Source organism: Varibaculum prostatecancerukia, from assembly GCF_943169825.2.
In the GTDB taxonomy this organism is placed as follows: Bacteria; Actinomycetota; Actinomycetes; order Actinomycetales; family Actinomycetaceae; genus Varibaculum; species Varibaculum prostatecancerukia.
In genome coordinates this window covers 2,177,357-2,193,492 of the sequence record NZ_OW968402.1, presented here as the reverse complement: position 1 = coordinate 2,193,492, position 16,136 = coordinate 2,177,357, and the positions used below count along the sequence as shown (strand labels likewise).

The window sequence follows — 16,136 nt, the reverse complement described above, 5'->3', positions numbered from 1 at the left end:
GCGTCAGGCAGACAGCTGACAGGCTTTTAGACCAGCAACTCCCGGTAGTGCCAAAATAGGTCGCGCCGCCAATCAGCAATCGCCGGATCTACCACTATCACCTGGGGAAAATCGCGGTTAAGCTGCTCGCCCAGGCCGGCGGGAATCTCCTGAGGTACTCCGGCAGTATCAATCAAAAAAACTACCGGCCACGACCCCGGTTTAAAACCGTGAAACTCGGCAGTCAGGACGCGCAGGCTTTGCCCGGCAGGCACCCCAAACTCCTGCGTTAGCGGGGTTAGCAGCTGCTTATGTTCTTCCGTAGGCGGGGTTACTTCCAGGGATTCTGAGGCAATCGGGGTAAGTGCGTCCTCGCAAGGAAGATTGGAAACCAGGGCGCGTAGGCGTGGAAGATTATGCGCCTCCAGGGTAATTTCGAACTTTCCACCCGGATTCAGGATTGCTCCCAAAGGGGCAGGTTCTGCGCTGGTGGCATCCAAATGTTCAGTTAAGAGCGCCGGGGTCACAGGGGAGGTATTGTCTGCTCGCAGGCGGGTAGAGTAGGCGACTAAAAACTGGGAATCATCGGTATGTATGACTTGCCCGCTGCTATAAACCGGATAGATCGCGAGGGCGCGCAGCAGAGGTTCGAGACGGCCAGTAACCACTGACATATAGATGGCTTCATCAAGAGGTTGATCTTTTTCCCGTTTTAAACGGTAGTCGCGCAAACGGGCGCGCCAAGGTTTTTTCATCTACGGGTGTAGCCGCGAGTAGGCAAGTAAACCGATACCGGTAAGACCGGCAACTGCCAGACCTACCGAAAATACCGCTAGGGAGGAGGAACGAATCCACTGTTGGGCGGCTTGTTTAGTGGAAGTATTAGCTGCCTGGAACTTCAAGGAATTTTCGTTATCGGCCTGGGAACCGGAGTCGGAACCGTTTGCAGTGGCGGAGTCCGGATTAGGCGTCGCAGAGTGGGCGTTATTCCCCGCTGAGTTCCCGGCATCTGCAGAGCTGGCCGAGTCAGGAAGGGTGGGGAAGGCACCTGCCAGCGGCCGGGGTAGCTGCGTGCGGGTTAGGGAGCCGCCGAGCCGGGCAGAGTTAGTGCCGACAAGCCGCGAATTTGCTTGTAGGCGGGAAGAGGAAGCTTGTCCCGGGTTATGCCCGGAAGTAGTAGATCCTACTGCGGGTTTGCGGTCGGGATTAGTTCCAGGCTGAGTATTTCCGTTAGCGGTTCCATGATTTGGCGTCCGTGGGTCAGGACTTACCTCTGGCTTTGGGGTGGGAATGGTTCCGGGTTGGGTGTTCCCCCCATTATCGCTATGACCTGGCGTGGGAGTATCAGGAGTAATGTCCCCGGGATTGGGAGTGGGGTCAGTTCCCGGTTGGGTTCCTCCGCCCTCGTCCCCAGGTCCCGGTGTAGGGGTACCAGGAGTAGTTTCTCCCGGATTGGGAGTGGGGGGATTGTCTGATCCTCCCGGGTCTTTCCCATCGACAACATCTTGGAGATCTTTGGGAACTGAGGCTTCTTTACCGACGATAAGGGTGTAGGCCATTTCGGCCTGGTAGGACTTATCGGGGTTGTTGGGGTCGGTAGTGATGGCTTTTAGGTAGATGGTGTAAAAACCAGACTGGCTAAAGCGCAGGTCAATCGAGGTCTCATCAGCAGTTAAAAGATTATTGAAACCGCTATCGGATTGCCCATTGGAAACGGAGTAGGGCATTTCTTGGTAGTTGTCACTAGACTCGGTAGCCCGTGATTCTACCGTTGTTCCCGGTTCCCATGATTTTACTTTGGTCACCTGGAAAACGGTCTCAGTTTCCTTGCTAAAACCGGAGGCAGCGAGGGCAGATTCATCTGCCTTGAATAAGGTTCCGTAAAAGACGTGTGCAATGGCCTGCCCACTGTGATCAGCAGCTACCCGCACGCAGGTACCGAACTTTTCCTGGTACTTTGCATCGGATCGGGGATCAATAAAGTTCTTCCCCGTTCCCGCATTGCTGTTCATTTTTGCGTCGGTATAGCCCAGATAGGTGTTCCCGTTCGCGTACCCCAAATAAATCGGGGTATTTTGATTAGCGTCATTAACAAACTCGGCTCCACCAGGGCAATTAGCTTTTGACCAGTCATTGAGATTTTGCGACTGACCAGCTGGGTTGGTAGTGGAAGTGCTGGTGGTTGGTGTGTCGGAAGGAGCGGCAACGGCGAAAGGAGCAGCGCAGAAGCCAATGCACAGCGGCGCTGCTGCCACTAAAGCAGTGGCAGCAAAACTGCTGATCTTGCGCAGAATGCCCATAGTCAATCGGAACTTCCCTACCCAACCTACTAATACGCTTAATAGTGTATCACAACATTAAAGTTTAACGATAGAGTTTTAATCGAGTTTTTTATTATTTAACTCAAAACCCTGGGGTAATGAGTTATCAATTAGAATCGATAAATAAACAATTTTAACTTAACTATCATCAGCCTCAGCCTCGGCGGCGGCGCGCATCGCAGAGGGGAGCGCCTCCAAGATCCGTCCTACTGCCCGGTCATCGTGAGCGGAAGACACAAACCAGGCCTCAAATCCGGAGGGCGGTAGGGCGATATTTTGTTCCTCCATCGCATGGAAGAACGCCCGGTAACGGAAGGTTTCTTGCGCGTTTGCCTGTTCGAAATTGGTTACCCCGTTTTCTGCGGGGCCTTCCCCAAAGAAGACCGAGAATAAACTGCCTGCCCGGTTAACTTTCAGAGGTACCTCCGCTTCCTCGGCCTCGTGCTCGATAGCTCCGATTAGGGCGTCAGCAACCGCAGTAGTGCGGGCATAGACCGTGTGATCGGCCAGCTCCAAAGTTTTCAGACCAGCAGCAGTAGCTAAGGGATTACCCGAAAGGGTTCCGGCTTGGTAAACCGGACCCAGGGGAGAAAGCTGCTCCATAATTTCTCGGGATCCGCCCAGAGCGGCCAGCGGCATGCCTCCTCCGATTACTTTCCCGAAAGTGAAGATGTCGGGAACGAACTCCATTTTTTCTAGCTGGCTGGCCTGCCAGCTGGCCTGCTCGTCCTCGCTGGAAAAATCCGGGAGCTTTGCGGGCAGGTCGATCCAATAGTCATTTTGCAGCCCCCAATATCCCGAGGGTCCTACCCGGAAACCGGTCAGCACTTCGTCGGTAATCATCAACGCCCCATACTTACTGGTGAGCGCGCGAATGTGCTGGTTAAAACCGGGCAGTGGGGGTACGACTCCCATATTGGCGGGGCAGGATTCGCAAATGACTGCCGCGATTTGTTCCCCTTTGCGCTCGAAGGTTTCGGTGAGGGCGTCAAAGTCGTTATAGGGGAGCACGATGGTTTCCGCGGCCACCGCGGCGGTTACCCCCGCGGAACCAGGCAGCCCCTGGGTGGCGACTCCGGAACCAGCGGCGGCTAACAGTCCATCGGAGTGACCGTGATAGCAGCCGGCAAACTTGATGATTAGGTCACGTCCGGTTACTCCCCGCGCCAAGCGAATCGCGGTCATAGTGGCTTCGGTGCCGGTAGAAACCATGCGCACCTGTTCGCAAGAAGGCATCCGGGCGGTAATCGCCTGCGCCAGTTTAGTTTCACTCACTGTAGGGGCACCAAAAGACAGGCCTTTGATGGCGGTTTCTTGAACTGCGCGCACCACCTGGGGGCAGGAATGTCCCAGTAGTGCCGGTCCCCAGGAACAAACCAAATCCACGAAAGTGTTGTCTTCTTCATCGCGTACATAGGCGCCGAAAGCCTCTTTAATAAAGTGGGGAGTTCCGCCCACGGATCCATAGGCGCGCACCGGAGAGTTAACTCCTCCGGGAATCGCTTTTCTTGCCTGGGCGAATAGTTCTTTATCAGATTGGGTTACTTGCTCACTCATGCGCCCATTATCGCCTACAAGTCCCCAGGAGGTGATAATCGCGGTCTTTACACAGGGATTTATGCGGACATTGCCGGAGTGGGATCTCGCGCGGAATGCTGGTATCACCGCAGGCTGAAGTGGGTCTGGGGGTCAGGAAAGGGGAAGGGATGAAAAATTTGGCGTTGCGCGCACTGGTTTGGGCACAGACTCGGCAGGCGATTACGCGGCTAAAAACCGAGGAGGACGGAATGACTACCGCCGAATATGCGATCGGAACTTTAGCGGCGGCCGCATTTGCCGGTTTATTGATGGCAGTCATTAAGGGAGGGGGGATAAAAAGCGCTTTAACTGCAATTATTCAACAGGCGCTCTCGATTTAAAGTGAAAAAAATATTCGGGGAACATCCGCAGTCGGCGCAGTTTTGGCAGTGGCTGCGTCGACTGTGGCAAATGCGGCGGGAAAGTCAGGGGGGCTACGCCACCGTCGAGACCGCCCTAACCCTGCCCGCTCTCGTGGCGGTGGCAGCTTTGGGTTTGGGTGCCGGCGCGGCCGGAGCAGCGAAAGTGCAAGTCTGTGACGTGGCACGGGTAGCAGCGCGCGGGGCAAGTATTGGTGCGCCTTGGCAAGGCAGGGGAGCAATCGCGGTGAAGGTAGACCGCAGCGGGCAGTGGGTTAAAGCCACCGCCACTAAAAAACTGGCGGGACCAGTATTGCCGGCGGTTACCTGCCGCGCCAGCGCCCTCAAAGAAACAGAGCTAATGATGGGGATAGAGCGGTGAATCTTTGGCGGGGATTCAGAAAACCAGGATTCGCCGAGGCCGAGGAAGGCTCAGCCACGATTTGGGCGGTGGGATTCATCTGCCTATTGGCGGCGCTAGCGGTGGGGGTCGCACTGTTAGGTGGGGTTTTAGCCGCGAAGGCACGGGCGCAAACTGGAGCCGATTTCGCGGCTTTAGCCGCTGCCCAAACCTACTTTTACGGGGGGCAAGGCACTCCGTGTGCCGTAGCTGAGCAAGTGGCTCGCGAAAACCAGGTTTCTTTAGCTGCCTGTAGCTTGCATGTTTCTGACGTGAGAGTGGAGGTCAACGTGAAAGGGCCCGCTAATTGGTGGGCAAAGGCGCATTCGCGAGCCGGCCCCAGCCTCAGTGAGCGTTAGGGTTCTAACCAGTAGTTTTTCTGCCCTTAAAGGTGTCCAACAAAAATTCCAAAAGATCGCGTCCCGCGGATTTTGAAAGCATTTCGTTTCCATTCCCGCATTTGGGGGAGTGAATGCAGCGGGGGCAACCCTCTTTACAGGGGCACTCATTCACTTGCCGGTAGGTTAAATCCAGCCAGGTGGGCAACTCGCGGAAACCATGCCGCGAAAAACCAGCTCCGCCGGCGGTTCCGTCATAGATGAACACCGTGGGTAGCCCGGTTTGTAGATGCTGAGTCAAAGATAGTCCTCCCAGATCCCAGCGGTCGCAGGTGGCTACCAGGGGAAGCAGTCCGATCAGGGCATGTTCGGCTGCGTGCAAGCCCCCTCCCAGCAGCTGTTCTTCGTTTAGCTGTAAGTGCTTAACTATCGATTCATCTAGCGTGAACCAGGTGCCGGTAGTTTGCAGAGTGCGGGTGGGGCAATCCAACTGGAAAGTAGCTTGATAAACATGACCGGGCAGACGCAATAAATCAAAAGAAGTAACCGTGGTTTGCACTTCGATCCTGCCGTAATGCCAACTGACTCCCTGCAAAGGGGTAACCGGGGGTGCTTCCTCAGACAAAATTGAAATACTGGTGTCAGTGTTTGGGCGGGTGCGTAGCATTTTGGGGCCCGGAACTACCTGGGCGGTGTCCTCATCTCGAGCCGAAACCTGCCAGACGCGGCCTTGATGCACATAAATAGCATCCGGGTGCAGCACGCTATCGGCGCGAGAACTATCAACAGTCCCCACTACCTGCGCACTTTCGGCTTCAATAATCTGTACCTGACCTAGATCGCCCCTAATTTTCACCGCTTCCCAGGGTGAAAAAGGTTTGGTGATATCGAAACAAAGTCCCGCCGGTCTTTCTACCAGCAAACCCTGTTGGTGAAGTTCCGACATGATCTGGGCGCTCTCTTCCCCAAATAAAGAAACATCTTCACTGTTCAAGGGAAGTTCGGCGGCAGCACACAGCAGTTGGGGAGCCAATACAAACGGGTTTTCGGTATCGAAAACTATTGCTTCCACCGGGCGAAAAATCTCTTCTGGATGGTTCGCCAGGAAATCATCTAAAGGATTATCGGAAACCACTAAGATACCGATTCCGTCTTGCCCCGCGCGCCCGGAGCGACCTACTTGCTGCCAGAAACTGGCGCGAGTTCCCGGCCACGAACAGGTAATGGTGGCGTCCAGCCCGGAAATATCGATTCCCAGTTCTAGGGCGGAAGTTGCCGAAAGACCTTGCAAGATGCCCTCTCGCAAGTCTTTTTCTAACTGGCGGCGTTCCTCTGGCAGGTAACCACCACGATAGGCGGCCACCCGAGACATTAACGCGGGATTGCGGGTACTTAGCTGATCCCGGGCGACCTGGGCGATAGTTTCCACCCCTTGCCGAGAGGGCGCAAAGGTCAGCAGGCGCCCGCCGTTATTTACTAGCTGTGCCAGCAGGCGACCGCCCTCCCAAATGGCGGGATAGCGCGATCCCTCATCATGTTTACCTTCGGGGTTATCGGTGTCATCACCCCCGCTCAGCTGGGGATTTGTTACCGCGAAATCTTTTGCCTGCCCTAATAAGGGGTCGCTTTCTTCCCCCAGATTTTGGCTATCCCAACTGGCGGGATCGCTGGCATCGATTACCGGCGGGCGCCAGATCAATACTGTATGCGCCCCGCTCCCGGAAGTGTCTTGGTCGATAACTTTAAGGTTTCGCCCTTGTCCCAAAAGATTAGCGGCGTGAGCTGCGGGATTAGCAGTAGTGGCAGAAAGTAGGGCAAAGACCGGCTGGGCATGATAGTGGTCGGCAAGCCGGCGCAGACGGCGCAAAACCAAGGCCACATTAGCTCCCAAGACCCCCCGGTAATAGTGCGCCTCATCAATAACTACCAGCGAAAGACCGCGCAGAAACGGTCGCCAAAGTTCGTGACCGCGCAAAATAGCAAAATGCAAAAAATCTGGGTTGGTCAGCACGATGTCAGCACCCGCCCGCGCCCACTTCTTAACCTCCCCGGGGCTATCGCCATCTACCGGCGCAACCTGCAAATCAAGTCCGGCGAGTCCAGACCAACGGTGCAAAGCCGCCGCCTGGTCGCGAGCCAGAGCCTTGGTGGGGGCCAGATACAGGACAGTGGGTCGCGCTCCTTCCAGGTAAGTATCAGCACCTTTTTCCTGAGCCCGCCGGGCAAGAAAACTCAGCCAAGCAGCCAAAGATTTCCCGGAACCGGTTCCGGAAGTAAGAATCACATCCTGGCCTCTATAAAGAGCATTGGCGCAGCTAGCTTGATGTTCCCATAGCCGGTCTATACCGCCGGCGCTAAGTCCTGCCCGTAATTCTTCTCCCACCCAATCGGGCCAAGGGGCAAAACTAGCGCGGCGCGCCGGAAGCACTTTTTCGTAAAGCAACTGATCGGTGCCGAAGGCACGCAAACTTGCCAGCAGATTCTGCAACCTCACCAGCTGCTCCTTTCCCAGCGAAAATAGTTATTGCTAACACTCGCGCCAAAATACCCAGTGGTTGTGGAAACCAAAGGGGTGACAAAATAAGGTTAAAGCATGAGCAGCGGGGTGAGAAGTAGTCTAACCGCCGGTTACGTGCGCCGTTTTTCGGCTGCCCTCCTCGCCGCGTTACTGCTGGTGGCCTGCTACCTGCTTTTTGTGCGCACCCGCGCCGGACAAGCAACCGATACTCTTGCCATGTTCGCTCTGTCTGACCTCAACCATTCCTTTGCGCCCTGGGATCAAGTGCTGCTGCGAGAATGGTACCTATTTATTTTGGTGCCCCTAATCGCGGCGGCAGTAATCGTGGCGTTGGTGCGCCGGCGTTTCGCCCTCGGCGCTCGAATGCTGGTGATGGTGCTGGCGGCCACCGTCACCACCCAGGTGTTAAAGCATTTGGTGCTTGTCCGTCCCGCGCTGGGAATCACCTACTATATGACCAACTCTTTCCCCTCCGGTCACACCACTACGGCAGGGGCAGCGGCGGTTGCGCTGGTGATGGTAGCCGCCGATCGCTGGCGGGAAGTGGCCACCTATCTTTCGGCATTGGTGCTGTGGATGGTGGCCTTAGCGGTGATTGTGGCGCGCTGGCATCGTCCTTCTGATGTATTTGCCGCCATCTGCGTAGTTTCGGTGTTCGCCCTACTGCTTTCTCCCTTAGAGCTGGGCGGAGAGCGCGGACGGCGAGCTTTGCGACGAGGGCGCATCTTCACTTTTCTGGCGGCGATCATGGCGCTGGTAGGGGTAGTGCTGGTTGCCTACTGCTACTACCAGTTAGCGCGAGGAGGCAACTATTTCACGGTCGGGACGGCCACTATGGATCTCAGCCACCTCGCTAAATCTCGTCACCCCCTCGCCCTTTCGCTGGCGACCGGAACCGTCCTTGCCTTAGGGGGCGCCTGCTGGATTTTTATTTTTGAGGTTGCCCGCGCCGGGATGCGTCCTCGAAAATCTTCCCCTCCTACCCCTTAGGACTTAAGACCCAAAGTATTTGCGCAGTTCAAACAAGTGCACGCTGGCAAGTAAAGTAACCATTTTCGTCCTCGCCAGCAAATATGAGAAAAATCAGAAAAACACAATATCTAGTGGTTCAGATTTGGGAAACCTACTATATCTGGTGTGTCTATTAGGCTTTGCGGCCAGTTTTACCTATAGTCGATAGCGTTGGCTACAAACCCGTAGACATTAAAAGAAGAATTTGAAGGAAGCGAAAGAGGAAGAAAATGGCACCCCAAACGAAGACGAAGCACTTGGTTGATCCGGGTCAGACCGTAAATGAGTATCTATCGAAAGCCGATTGGCGGGTAAACGCCAACGCGAACCAGGGGTATTCGCTGGGGGGCATGATCCTTAACTCTTCGGGCAAACTGATTGCCAACTATTGGCTGAACGAGATTTACACTCCCGAAATCGGGCAGGCACACCGCGACGGCGACTACCACATTCACGACTTGGATATGTTCGCAGGTTATTGCGCCGGCTGGTCCCTAAAGCAACTATTGCAGGAAGGTTTTAACGGAGTTACTGGCGCGATTGCTTCCAATCCGCCTCGCCATTTTTCCTCTGCCTGCGGGCAAATCGTGAACTTCCTGGGAACTTTACAGAACGAGTGGGCCGGCGCCCAAGCGTTCTCTAGTTTCGACACCTATATGGCGCCGTTTATTCGCAAAGACAACCTGGACTACGAGCAGGTTCACCAGTGCATGCAGGAACTTATTTACAACCTGAATGTGCCCAGCCGCTGGGGCAGCCAGTGCCCCTTCACTAACCTGACTTTCGACTGGACTTGCCCGGATGACCTAGTAGATGAACACCCCCTGATTGGGGATGAACTGATGGACTTCACCTACGGGGATCTGCACGAAGAAATGGAGATGATTAACCGGGCGTTCATCGAAGTGATGACCGCCGGGGATGCTGATGGACGGGTGTTTACCTTCCCCATCCCCACCTACAACATCACTCCCGACTTCGATTGGGATTCCCCCAACACCGAGCGCCTATTTGCGATGACCGCCAAATACGGTCTGCCCTACTTCCAGAACTTCCTGAACTCCGATCTGGATCCCCATATGATTCGCTCCATGTGCTGCCGCTTGCAGCTAGATCTGCGCGAACTGCTAAAACGAGGCAACGGGCTGTTTGGTTCGGCGGAACAAACCGGCTCCCTGGGGGTAGTGACCATCAATATGGCGCGCCTCGGCTACCTCTATAAAGGCGATCTGGACGGGCTAACCAAACAGTTGGATCACCTGATCGACCTGGCCAGCCAGTCCCTAGAGAAGAAACGGGAAGTTATTTCCTGGCATATGGATTCCGGGCTTTTCCCCTATACCCGCCGTTACCTGGGCACTCTCGATAACCATTTCTCCACTATTGGGGTAAACGGAATGAACGAGATGGTGCGTAACTTCACCGATGATGCCCAAGATATTACCGGCGAGGACGGGCACAAAATGTGTGCTGACCTGCTAGATCACATCCGGGAACGGATGGTGCAGCTGCAGGAAGAAACCGGGCACCTCTATAACTTGGAGGCCACCCCTGCCGAAGGCACCACTTATCGCTTTGCGAAAGAGGACGCTAAACGCTTCCCCGGCATTATTCAGGCGGGAACCGCGGATGCGCCCTACTACACCAACTCTTCGCAGCTGCCGGTAGGCTACACCCAGGACGCTTTCCAAGCGCTAGAAGAACAGGTGGAACTGCAAGGTAAATATACTGGTGGAACTGTGTTGCACCTCTATATGGGGGAGGCGATGAACTCCGCGGAATCCTGCAAGACCCTGGTACACCGGGCGCTCGCGAACTTCAAGCTGCCCTATATTACGATTACTCCCACCTTCTCGATCTGCCCAGTACATGGGTACTTGTCGGGCGAACATTTCGATTGCCCCAAGTGCGCCCAAGAAGGCAACCACGAGCAGCCCTGTGAAGTGTGGACGCGGGTGATGGGATACTTCCGTCCGGTTACCTCCTTCAATACCGGCAAGCAGAGCGAGTATGCCGAGCGCACTACTTTCTCGCAAGAGTTAGCCGGTGTCTGATTTTTCGGCAACTAACGGTGAGCCGAGCCTGCTGGGGCAGGCAAGGCAGCTTAACATTGCTGGTCTAGTCCCGTTTTCCACGGTGGACTGGCCGGGGAAGATCGTGGCGAGTGTGTTTTGCCAGGGGTGTCCTTGGCGCTGTGCCTACTGCCAAAACTTTGAAATCTTAGATTTTAAAGTCCCCGGCGCGGTACCGTTTGCCGAGTTAGAGGAGTTACTGGGACGCCGAAAAGGACTGCTTGACGGAGTGGTGTTCTCCGGCGGGGAAGCCCTGGCACAAGCAGCGGTAATCCCGGCGGCTCGTTGGGTGAAGGCTCAGGGTTTCCAGGTGGGGTTGCACGCGGCCGGAGCCTACCCTTCGCGCCTGCAAGAAATGTTAGCGGCCGGCTTACTCGATTGGGTGGGGCTAGATATTAAAGCCTTGCCCGCCGACTACCGGCAAGTCACCGGGGTAGCCGGCGCAGATAAGGCTTTCGCCTGCTTAGATGCCGTGTTGGCCAGCGGCATCGCCTACGAGGTGCGATTAACTGTTTACCCATCTCACCCCGGAAAAGTAGTGGAGTTGGCGCAGGATTTAGCGGCGCGAGGCGTAAAAAACTTTGCCCTGCAGCAGGCGCGCGAACTGGGTACTTCCGCGGAGTTTCAGGCACAAGCCAAAGGTTGGGATAGCCAAGTAAAAACCTGGGCTCAGGAAATCGGCGAGTTAGGGTTTGAAAACTTTTCTTTCCGGCCTGCCTAAGGGCGCTAGCCGCCAGTTTGAGGCGCTGCCAGTTTTGGCGTCCCGCGCCCTCGCTGAAGCTTGCAGAAATTTTTGAGAGTAGTATTTTTAGCCGGGGTTATTTTAGAACTCTTAACCACCGCTGCGTCTTGCCCGCTAGAATGAGGGCAGTATTTTCTTTAGCAAAAGGCGAACCATGACCGAAAATGACGATTTGCAAGAGCTGCGTGAGCGAGCACTAGCCTCTGAAACAGACGCGAATCAGCTATTTGAAATCGCAGCTCAGCATCCCGAGGTGTTTGCCGAGGTAGCTGCCAACTCGAATGCCTATCCAGACCTGCTTGATTTGCTGGAAAACGTGGGAGATGACCGGGTAAAAGCCGTGGTGGCCGCGCGCAGGGGCGGGCTTATAGGACAGGCCGCGCTGGCGCAAGCAGCATCAGGGTCGGCAGAACCAAACGGATCGGGGGATTTTTCGGCGCCGCAAATGCCACAGTTAGCTTCGGAAAGCCAGGAAGAACCCGAAGAAGCGGCTCCGGAAACCGAATCCTCTTCTTCGCATAGTCTGTTCGCTCCCAAAGATGAGGAAGACCTCCCACTCCCCGCCGAGGACGCCGGGCAAGAAAAACCCGAAAGCCTCGCAGAGGACATTCCGGTTACCGAAGAGATAAGTTCTGAGGCGGAAGTGAGCGCGGAAGGCGCAGAAAACGGAACCGAGCCTAAGGATGCGGAGGTAGAAAAACTAGCGGAAACCTCTGTTGAAAGCCAGGATAGAAGCGAAGTTCAGGAAGTTCCCGACGGACAAGGCGGTGAGGTAGCAGGTGACGAGGATGCCACTCGCCTGGGAAGTATTCCTGTGGAAGACCTACAAGCAGCGATTCCCTCTCTGGATGAGGGCGCCACTCACTTGGCAGAGACAGTTTCGCTGCCAACGCAACCAGAGGCGCCCACCTATCCGATGCCCCAGCAGCAACCGGTTATACCTCCGCCCGCTAATTATCCGGCATATTCGCCCTATCCTGTCTACTATGCGAACCCAGCGGCAGTCAGCGCCCCCCATCCCCAAAAACCCAAACGCAGCTGGGGAATTATTATTCTAACTGTGCTGCTAGTGATAGCTTTGATTTCATTTACTGTGGTAGTCACCTGGATTGTTTCTTCGCGTGGAGGTAAGGCAGGTGCCAGCGGTAGTGACACCAGCACTAACGTTGCCACGACGGCACAAAGCACTACCACCGCTACCGAGACCGCCGTGGAAACCGGCAAGCCGATCCCCGCAGATGCGATTTATGAAGATCACGGATTCTATACGCCTAGCAAAAATATTGGCTGCCTAATGCATGGCGATTCAGTATATTGCCAGATTGGTCAGCGGCAGTGGGAACAGGGTTGCGATGATATATGGGCAATTGAGCTGACTGATAGCGGAGTAAACCAACATTGCGATCCTGGTAATGGAACCGATCCCCAAACACCGGCTAGCTACGGCTCCGTCTACTACAACGGCGATTACGCCTGTGGAGTGGAGCAATATACCGGGGTAGACTGCTGGAACTCTAAGACTGGTCACGGGTTCACTATGCGCAAGGCGGAGCGCACCACTTACTAAAACCCTCTCAACGACTGGCTGGCGGCGCCCCACTGGCGCCTAGCTACTTTTCGCCGCAGTCTTCTTTGCGGCTTTAGCGGTAGTTTTCTTAGTGCTGGCGCGCTTCTTGGTAGTTTTCTTCGCGGTAGTTTTCTTGGTGGTTTTGCGAGTTCCGCGTTTCTTAGCCGGTCCTTTCGCCCGTTTTTCCGCCAGCAAAGTATAGGCCTGATCAGCATCTATCTCTTCCACGGTGCTAGAGCGCGGCACAGTCACGTTGGTGGTGCCATCGGTAATATAGGGGCCGAAGCGCCCATCTTTAATCACCACCGGCTTGCCGGAGGCCGGATCGGTTCCCAGTTCTTTTAAGGGCGGCTTCGCGGTACGTCCCCGCCGGGTCTTCGGCTGGGAGTAAATTTCTAACGCCTGCTCCAAAGTAATGGAAAAAATCTGGTCTTCCGTTTCTAGGGAGCGCGAATCCGACCCCTTCTTTAAATAAGGTCCATAGCGCCCATTTTGCGCGGTGATCTCGGTTCCGCTTTCCGGATCCTTGCCCACTACTCGCGGCAGCGAAAGCAGTTTCAAGGCATCGCTCAAGTCAACGGACTCGGGAGACATAGTCTTAAACAGGGAGGCCGTGCGAGGTTTAGTACCCTTGGGCGCGTCCTCGGGCAGTACCTCAGTAAAGTAAGGCCCATAGCGCCCGTTCTTTACTAAAATCGTGTTCCCGTTATCTGGATCTTTGCCCAGCTCCCGCCCGGTATCGGCCGAAATGGTGAACAATTCTTTTACTTTTTCGGCATCTAATTCATCAGGCGCTAAATCTTCGGGAACTGAGGCTCGCTTGCCTTCGGCATCCTCCAGATAAGGCCCATAGCGCCCTACCCGCACGTTTACTCCCGGTTGCACCTCGATAGAGTTTAGGGCGCGGGCGTCAATCTCGCCCAGACCTTCCACGGTTTCTTTCAGGCCGCGTGCCCAGAAAGCATCGCCCTCGCCGCCTCCAAAATAAAAGTGGGTAAGAAGTTCTTTCCCGTCGCGCTCACCGGCAGCAATCTGGTCGAGGTCGCCCTCCATAGTGGCGGTAAAGTCGTAGTCCACCAGGGAAGCCAGATTTTCTTCTAGCAGTCTGACCACCGAAAATGCCTGCCACGAAGGCACTAGGGCTTGCCCGGCGCGGCGCACATAGCCGCGTTCAATAATCACCCCAATAGTGGAGGCATAGGTGGAGGGACGCCCTACTCCCTTTTCTTCTAGTGTTTTCACCAAGGAGGCCTCGGTATAACGCGGGGGCGGGCTGGTTACGTGCTCTGCTTTTTCCCTATCTACACTGGTGATCGCCAGTTTTTGTCCTTCGCTAAGTTTTGGCAGTGCCTTAGAACTATCGGCGCTGGCGTAGCGGGATTTATCTTTGCCTTCTTCATAGGCAGCCAAAAAACCCCGGAAGGTAATCACCGTCCCGGAGGCAGTGAACACCACCTCGCGCGTCTCGCCTTCCAAAACCAGTTGGGCGCTCACCCGCACGGTATCGGTAGTTCCGCGCGCATCATTCATCTGTGAGGCCAGGGTGCGTTTCCAAATCAGTTCGTAAAGCGCCGCCTGCTGATCGCTGAGAGCCCCTTTCACCTGGGAGGGGGTGCGGAAGTTATCTCCCGCAGGGCGGATAGCTTCGTGTGCCTCTTGTGCGCCTTTCGCTTTCTTGGCGTAAAAGCGGGGCTTTTCGGGAATAGCATCCGCGCCATACAGGCCCTTTGCCTGGCGACGCGCCGCCGAAATCGCCTGACTAGACAGCGCGGTGGAGTCGGTTCGCATATAGGTGATGTAGCCGTTTTCATACAGGTATTGGGCTATCGCCATGGTTTGCCGCGAAGACATTCGCAGTTTCCGCCCGGCCTCTTGCTGCAGGGTAGAGGTAGTAAAGGGGGGAGCGGGGCGGCGGGTATAGGGCTTGGATTCTACGGAAGTTACCTGGCAGCTGGGCTTTTCGGTCAACGCCTGCGCCAGTTTTTCCCACAGCGCCTGATCCATAACTGTGGCTTTGCGTTTTAACTGTCCGCGATCATCAAAGTCGCGTCCCACAGCGAAACGAACCCCATCCATTTCTAGGGCGCGCGCCTCGAATTCCTGCTCATCGGCGCTAAAGGTGGCGTTTAGGTCAAAGTATTTGGCAGGCACGAACGCGATCCGTTCCCGTTCGCGCTGCACCACCAGGCGGGTGGCCACCGACTGTACCCGTCCGGCAGACAGGTGACGAGCAACTTTGCGCCACAGAATCGGGGACACCTCATATCCGTAGAGGCGATCTAGAATCCGCCGGGTTTCCTGGGCTTGCACCAGGTCAGTGTCAATATCTCGGGTATTTTCTAGGGCGCGGTCAATCGCTTCTTTAGTGATTTCATGAAACACCATCCGCTTGACCGGAACCTTGGGTTTTAACACTTCCAAAAGGTGCCACGCGATTGCCTCGCCCTCGCGGTCTTCATCAGTGGCGAGGTAGAGTTCTTCGGCCTGGGCAAGGTCTTTACGCAGTCCCGCTACAGTTTTTTTCTTATCCGGGTTAACCACGTAGTAGGGCTGGAAGCCATCATCTACGTTGACTGCGAACTTTTTGTAACCCGACTGTTTTAGTTTCTCGGGCAGTGCGGAAGGTTGGGGCAGGTCGCGGATATGTCCCACGGACGCCTCTACCTGGTAGTCAACGCCCAGGTATCCGCTAATCGTGCGGGCTTTGGCTGGAGATTCCACTATTACCAGTTTCTTAGCGCTCAAAACTGCCTCTTCTCGTGGGTTAACGATTGACCTTTATACCTTATATATATCCCGGAAAGTTCTGGAGTAGCCAAATCGGATTTCAAGTTCCAGTTATTTTCCAGGCACGAACAGTTTAACCCCGGGGGAGTTGCTGGTTGGCTTTAGTGTGACGATGACTCACAGATGGGTATGTTTTCATAAAAATCATTTGAAAATGAGGATAGTTAAATGTTTGCGGCATTTCTCTGTTGGATTCTTGGCATGAGTGAAAACTCAGGCTCGGTGAGTGAAAACTCAGCTAAAAAGCGGCGTTGCTTCCTAGATTTTCATTTTTTAAATTTTTTATGAGAAACACTACCACTTTCCACTTATTCTAGCTGGTAGTTACTATTTGTAGATGAAACAATACATTAAATCATTCACATGGTCAAAATTACCAGTGATGCAAAACACATTTTATTCCCAGACTGCTGCTATCGCTCTAAAAATCTGAAAACATTCTAATATAGCTGGTCAAAGCTACT

Annotated in this window: 12 protein-coding genes; 7 read left to right on the top strand and 5 right to left on the bottom strand. The window is 54.9% G+C overall.

The window, feature by feature from the left end; all coding sequences use genetic code 11:
* Positions 1-26: 26 nt before the first annotated feature.
* From KO216_RS09535 to hemL, 3 genes are all read right to left on the bottom strand, one after another.
* Entirely contained in the window at positions 27-734 is a 708-nt protein-coding gene (locus tag KO216_RS09535; RefSeq protein WP_215523962.1) for a hypothetical protein, read from the bottom strand.
* Positions 735-2,285 carry a hypothetical protein gene (locus tag KO216_RS09530; protein ID WP_215523961.1) on the bottom strand — a complete coding sequence of 517 codons (1,551 nt, stop codon included), beginning with the start codon at positions 2,283-2,285 and terminating at the stop codon, positions 735-737.
* A 153-nt stretch (positions 2,286-2,438) separates the two neighbouring features.
* Complete coding sequence (hemL, locus tag KO216_RS09525) at positions 2,439-3,857, bottom strand: glutamate-1-semialdehyde 2,1-aminomutase (RefSeq protein WP_215523960.1); 1,419 nt, start codon at positions 3,855-3,857, stop codon at positions 2,439-2,441.
* Positions 3,858-4,006: 149 nt separating this feature from the next.
* On the opposite strand from hemL, the gene KO216_RS09520 reads away from it, so the two are divergent.
* The 3 genes from KO216_RS09520 to KO216_RS09510 are packed head-to-tail and all read left to right on the top strand — an operon-like array spanning position 4,007 to position 4,996.
* On the top strand, positions 4,007-4,219 hold the full coding sequence (locus tag KO216_RS09520; protein WP_215523959.1) for a DUF4244 domain-containing protein: 213 nt from the start codon (positions 4,007-4,009) through the stop codon (positions 4,217-4,219).
* Between the two features lies 1 nt (position 4,220).
* Positions 4,221-4,619, top strand: a complete 399-nt coding sequence (locus tag KO216_RS09515; RefSeq protein ID WP_215523958.1) for a hypothetical protein — start codon at positions 4,221-4,223, stop codon at positions 4,617-4,619.
* Positions 4,616-4,996, top strand: a complete 381-nt coding sequence (locus KO216_RS09510) for an Rv3654c family TadE-like protein (protein ID WP_215523957.1) — start codon at positions 4,616-4,618, stop codon at positions 4,994-4,996. The genes KO216_RS09515 and KO216_RS09510 overlap by 4 nt, the downstream gene beginning before the upstream one ends.
* Positions 4,997-5,000: 4 nt before the next feature.
* Here the strand turns inward: KO216_RS09510 and KO216_RS09505 are convergent, their stop codons facing one another.
* Positions 5,001-7,469, bottom strand: a complete 2,469-nt coding sequence (locus KO216_RS09505; RefSeq protein WP_215523956.1) for a DEAD/DEAH box helicase — start codon at positions 7,467-7,469, stop codon at positions 5,001-5,003.
* Positions 7,470-7,568: 99 nt separating this feature from the next.
* Here KO216_RS09505 and KO216_RS09500 point away from each other — a divergent pair, with 99 nt between their 5' ends.
* From KO216_RS09500 to KO216_RS09485, 4 genes are all read left to right on the top strand, one after another.
* Positions 7,569-8,483 (top strand): phosphatase PAP2 family protein, encoded by a 915-nt coding sequence (locus KO216_RS09500; protein WP_215523955.1) that lies wholly within the window; start codon positions 7,569-7,571, stop codon positions 8,481-8,483.
* 251 nt (positions 8,484-8,734) lie between these two features.
* Entirely contained in the window at positions 8,735-10,558 is a 1,824-nt protein-coding gene (locus tag KO216_RS09495) for a ribonucleoside triphosphate reductase (RefSeq protein ID WP_215523954.1), read from the top strand.
* Positions 10,551-11,297 carry an anaerobic ribonucleoside-triphosphate reductase activating protein gene (locus KO216_RS09490; protein ID WP_251452048.1) on the top strand — a complete coding sequence of 249 codons (747 nt, stop codon included), beginning with the start codon at positions 10,551-10,553 and terminating at the stop codon, positions 11,295-11,297. Before KO216_RS09495 ends, KO216_RS09490 begins: the two co-directional genes overlap by 8 nt.
* Before the next feature lie 175 nt (positions 11,298-11,472).
* Positions 11,473-12,885, top strand: coding sequence for a variant leucine-rich repeat-containing protein (locus KO216_RS09485; protein WP_215523953.1), 1,413 nt, complete (start codon positions 11,473-11,475; stop codon positions 12,883-12,885).
* Positions 12,886-12,924: 39 nt separating this feature from the next.
* On the opposite strand, the gene topA is transcribed toward KO216_RS09485, so the two are convergent.
* Positions 12,925-15,630 (bottom strand): type I DNA topoisomerase, encoded by a 2,706-nt coding sequence (gene topA, locus KO216_RS09480; RefSeq protein WP_215523952.1) that lies wholly within the window; start codon positions 15,628-15,630, stop codon positions 12,925-12,927.
* Between the last annotated feature and the right edge of the window lie 506 nt (positions 15,631-16,136).

Coding starts and splice junctions, on each gene's coding strand:
- KO216_RS09495 (WP_215523954.1), top strand. CDS start 8,735: ATGGCACCCCAAACGAAGACGAAGCACTTGGTTGATCCGGGTCAGACC.
- KO216_RS09520 (WP_215523959.1), top strand. CDS start 4,007: ATGAAAAATTTGGCGTTGCGCGCACTGGTTTGGGCACAGACTCGGCAG.
- KO216_RS09535 (WP_215523962.1), bottom strand. CDS start 734: ATGAAAAAACCTTGGCGCGCCCGTTTGCGCGACTACCGTTTAAAACGG.
- KO216_RS09485 (WP_215523953.1), top strand. CDS start 11,473: ATGACCGAAAATGACGATTTGCAAGAGCTGCGTGAGCGAGCACTAGCC.
- hemL (WP_215523960.1), bottom strand. CDS start 3,857: ATGAGTGAGCAAGTAACCCAATCTGATAAAGAACTATTCGCCCAGGCA.
- KO216_RS09500 (WP_215523955.1), top strand. CDS start 7,569: ATGAGCAGCGGGGTGAGAAGTAGTCTAACCGCCGGTTACGTGCGCCGT.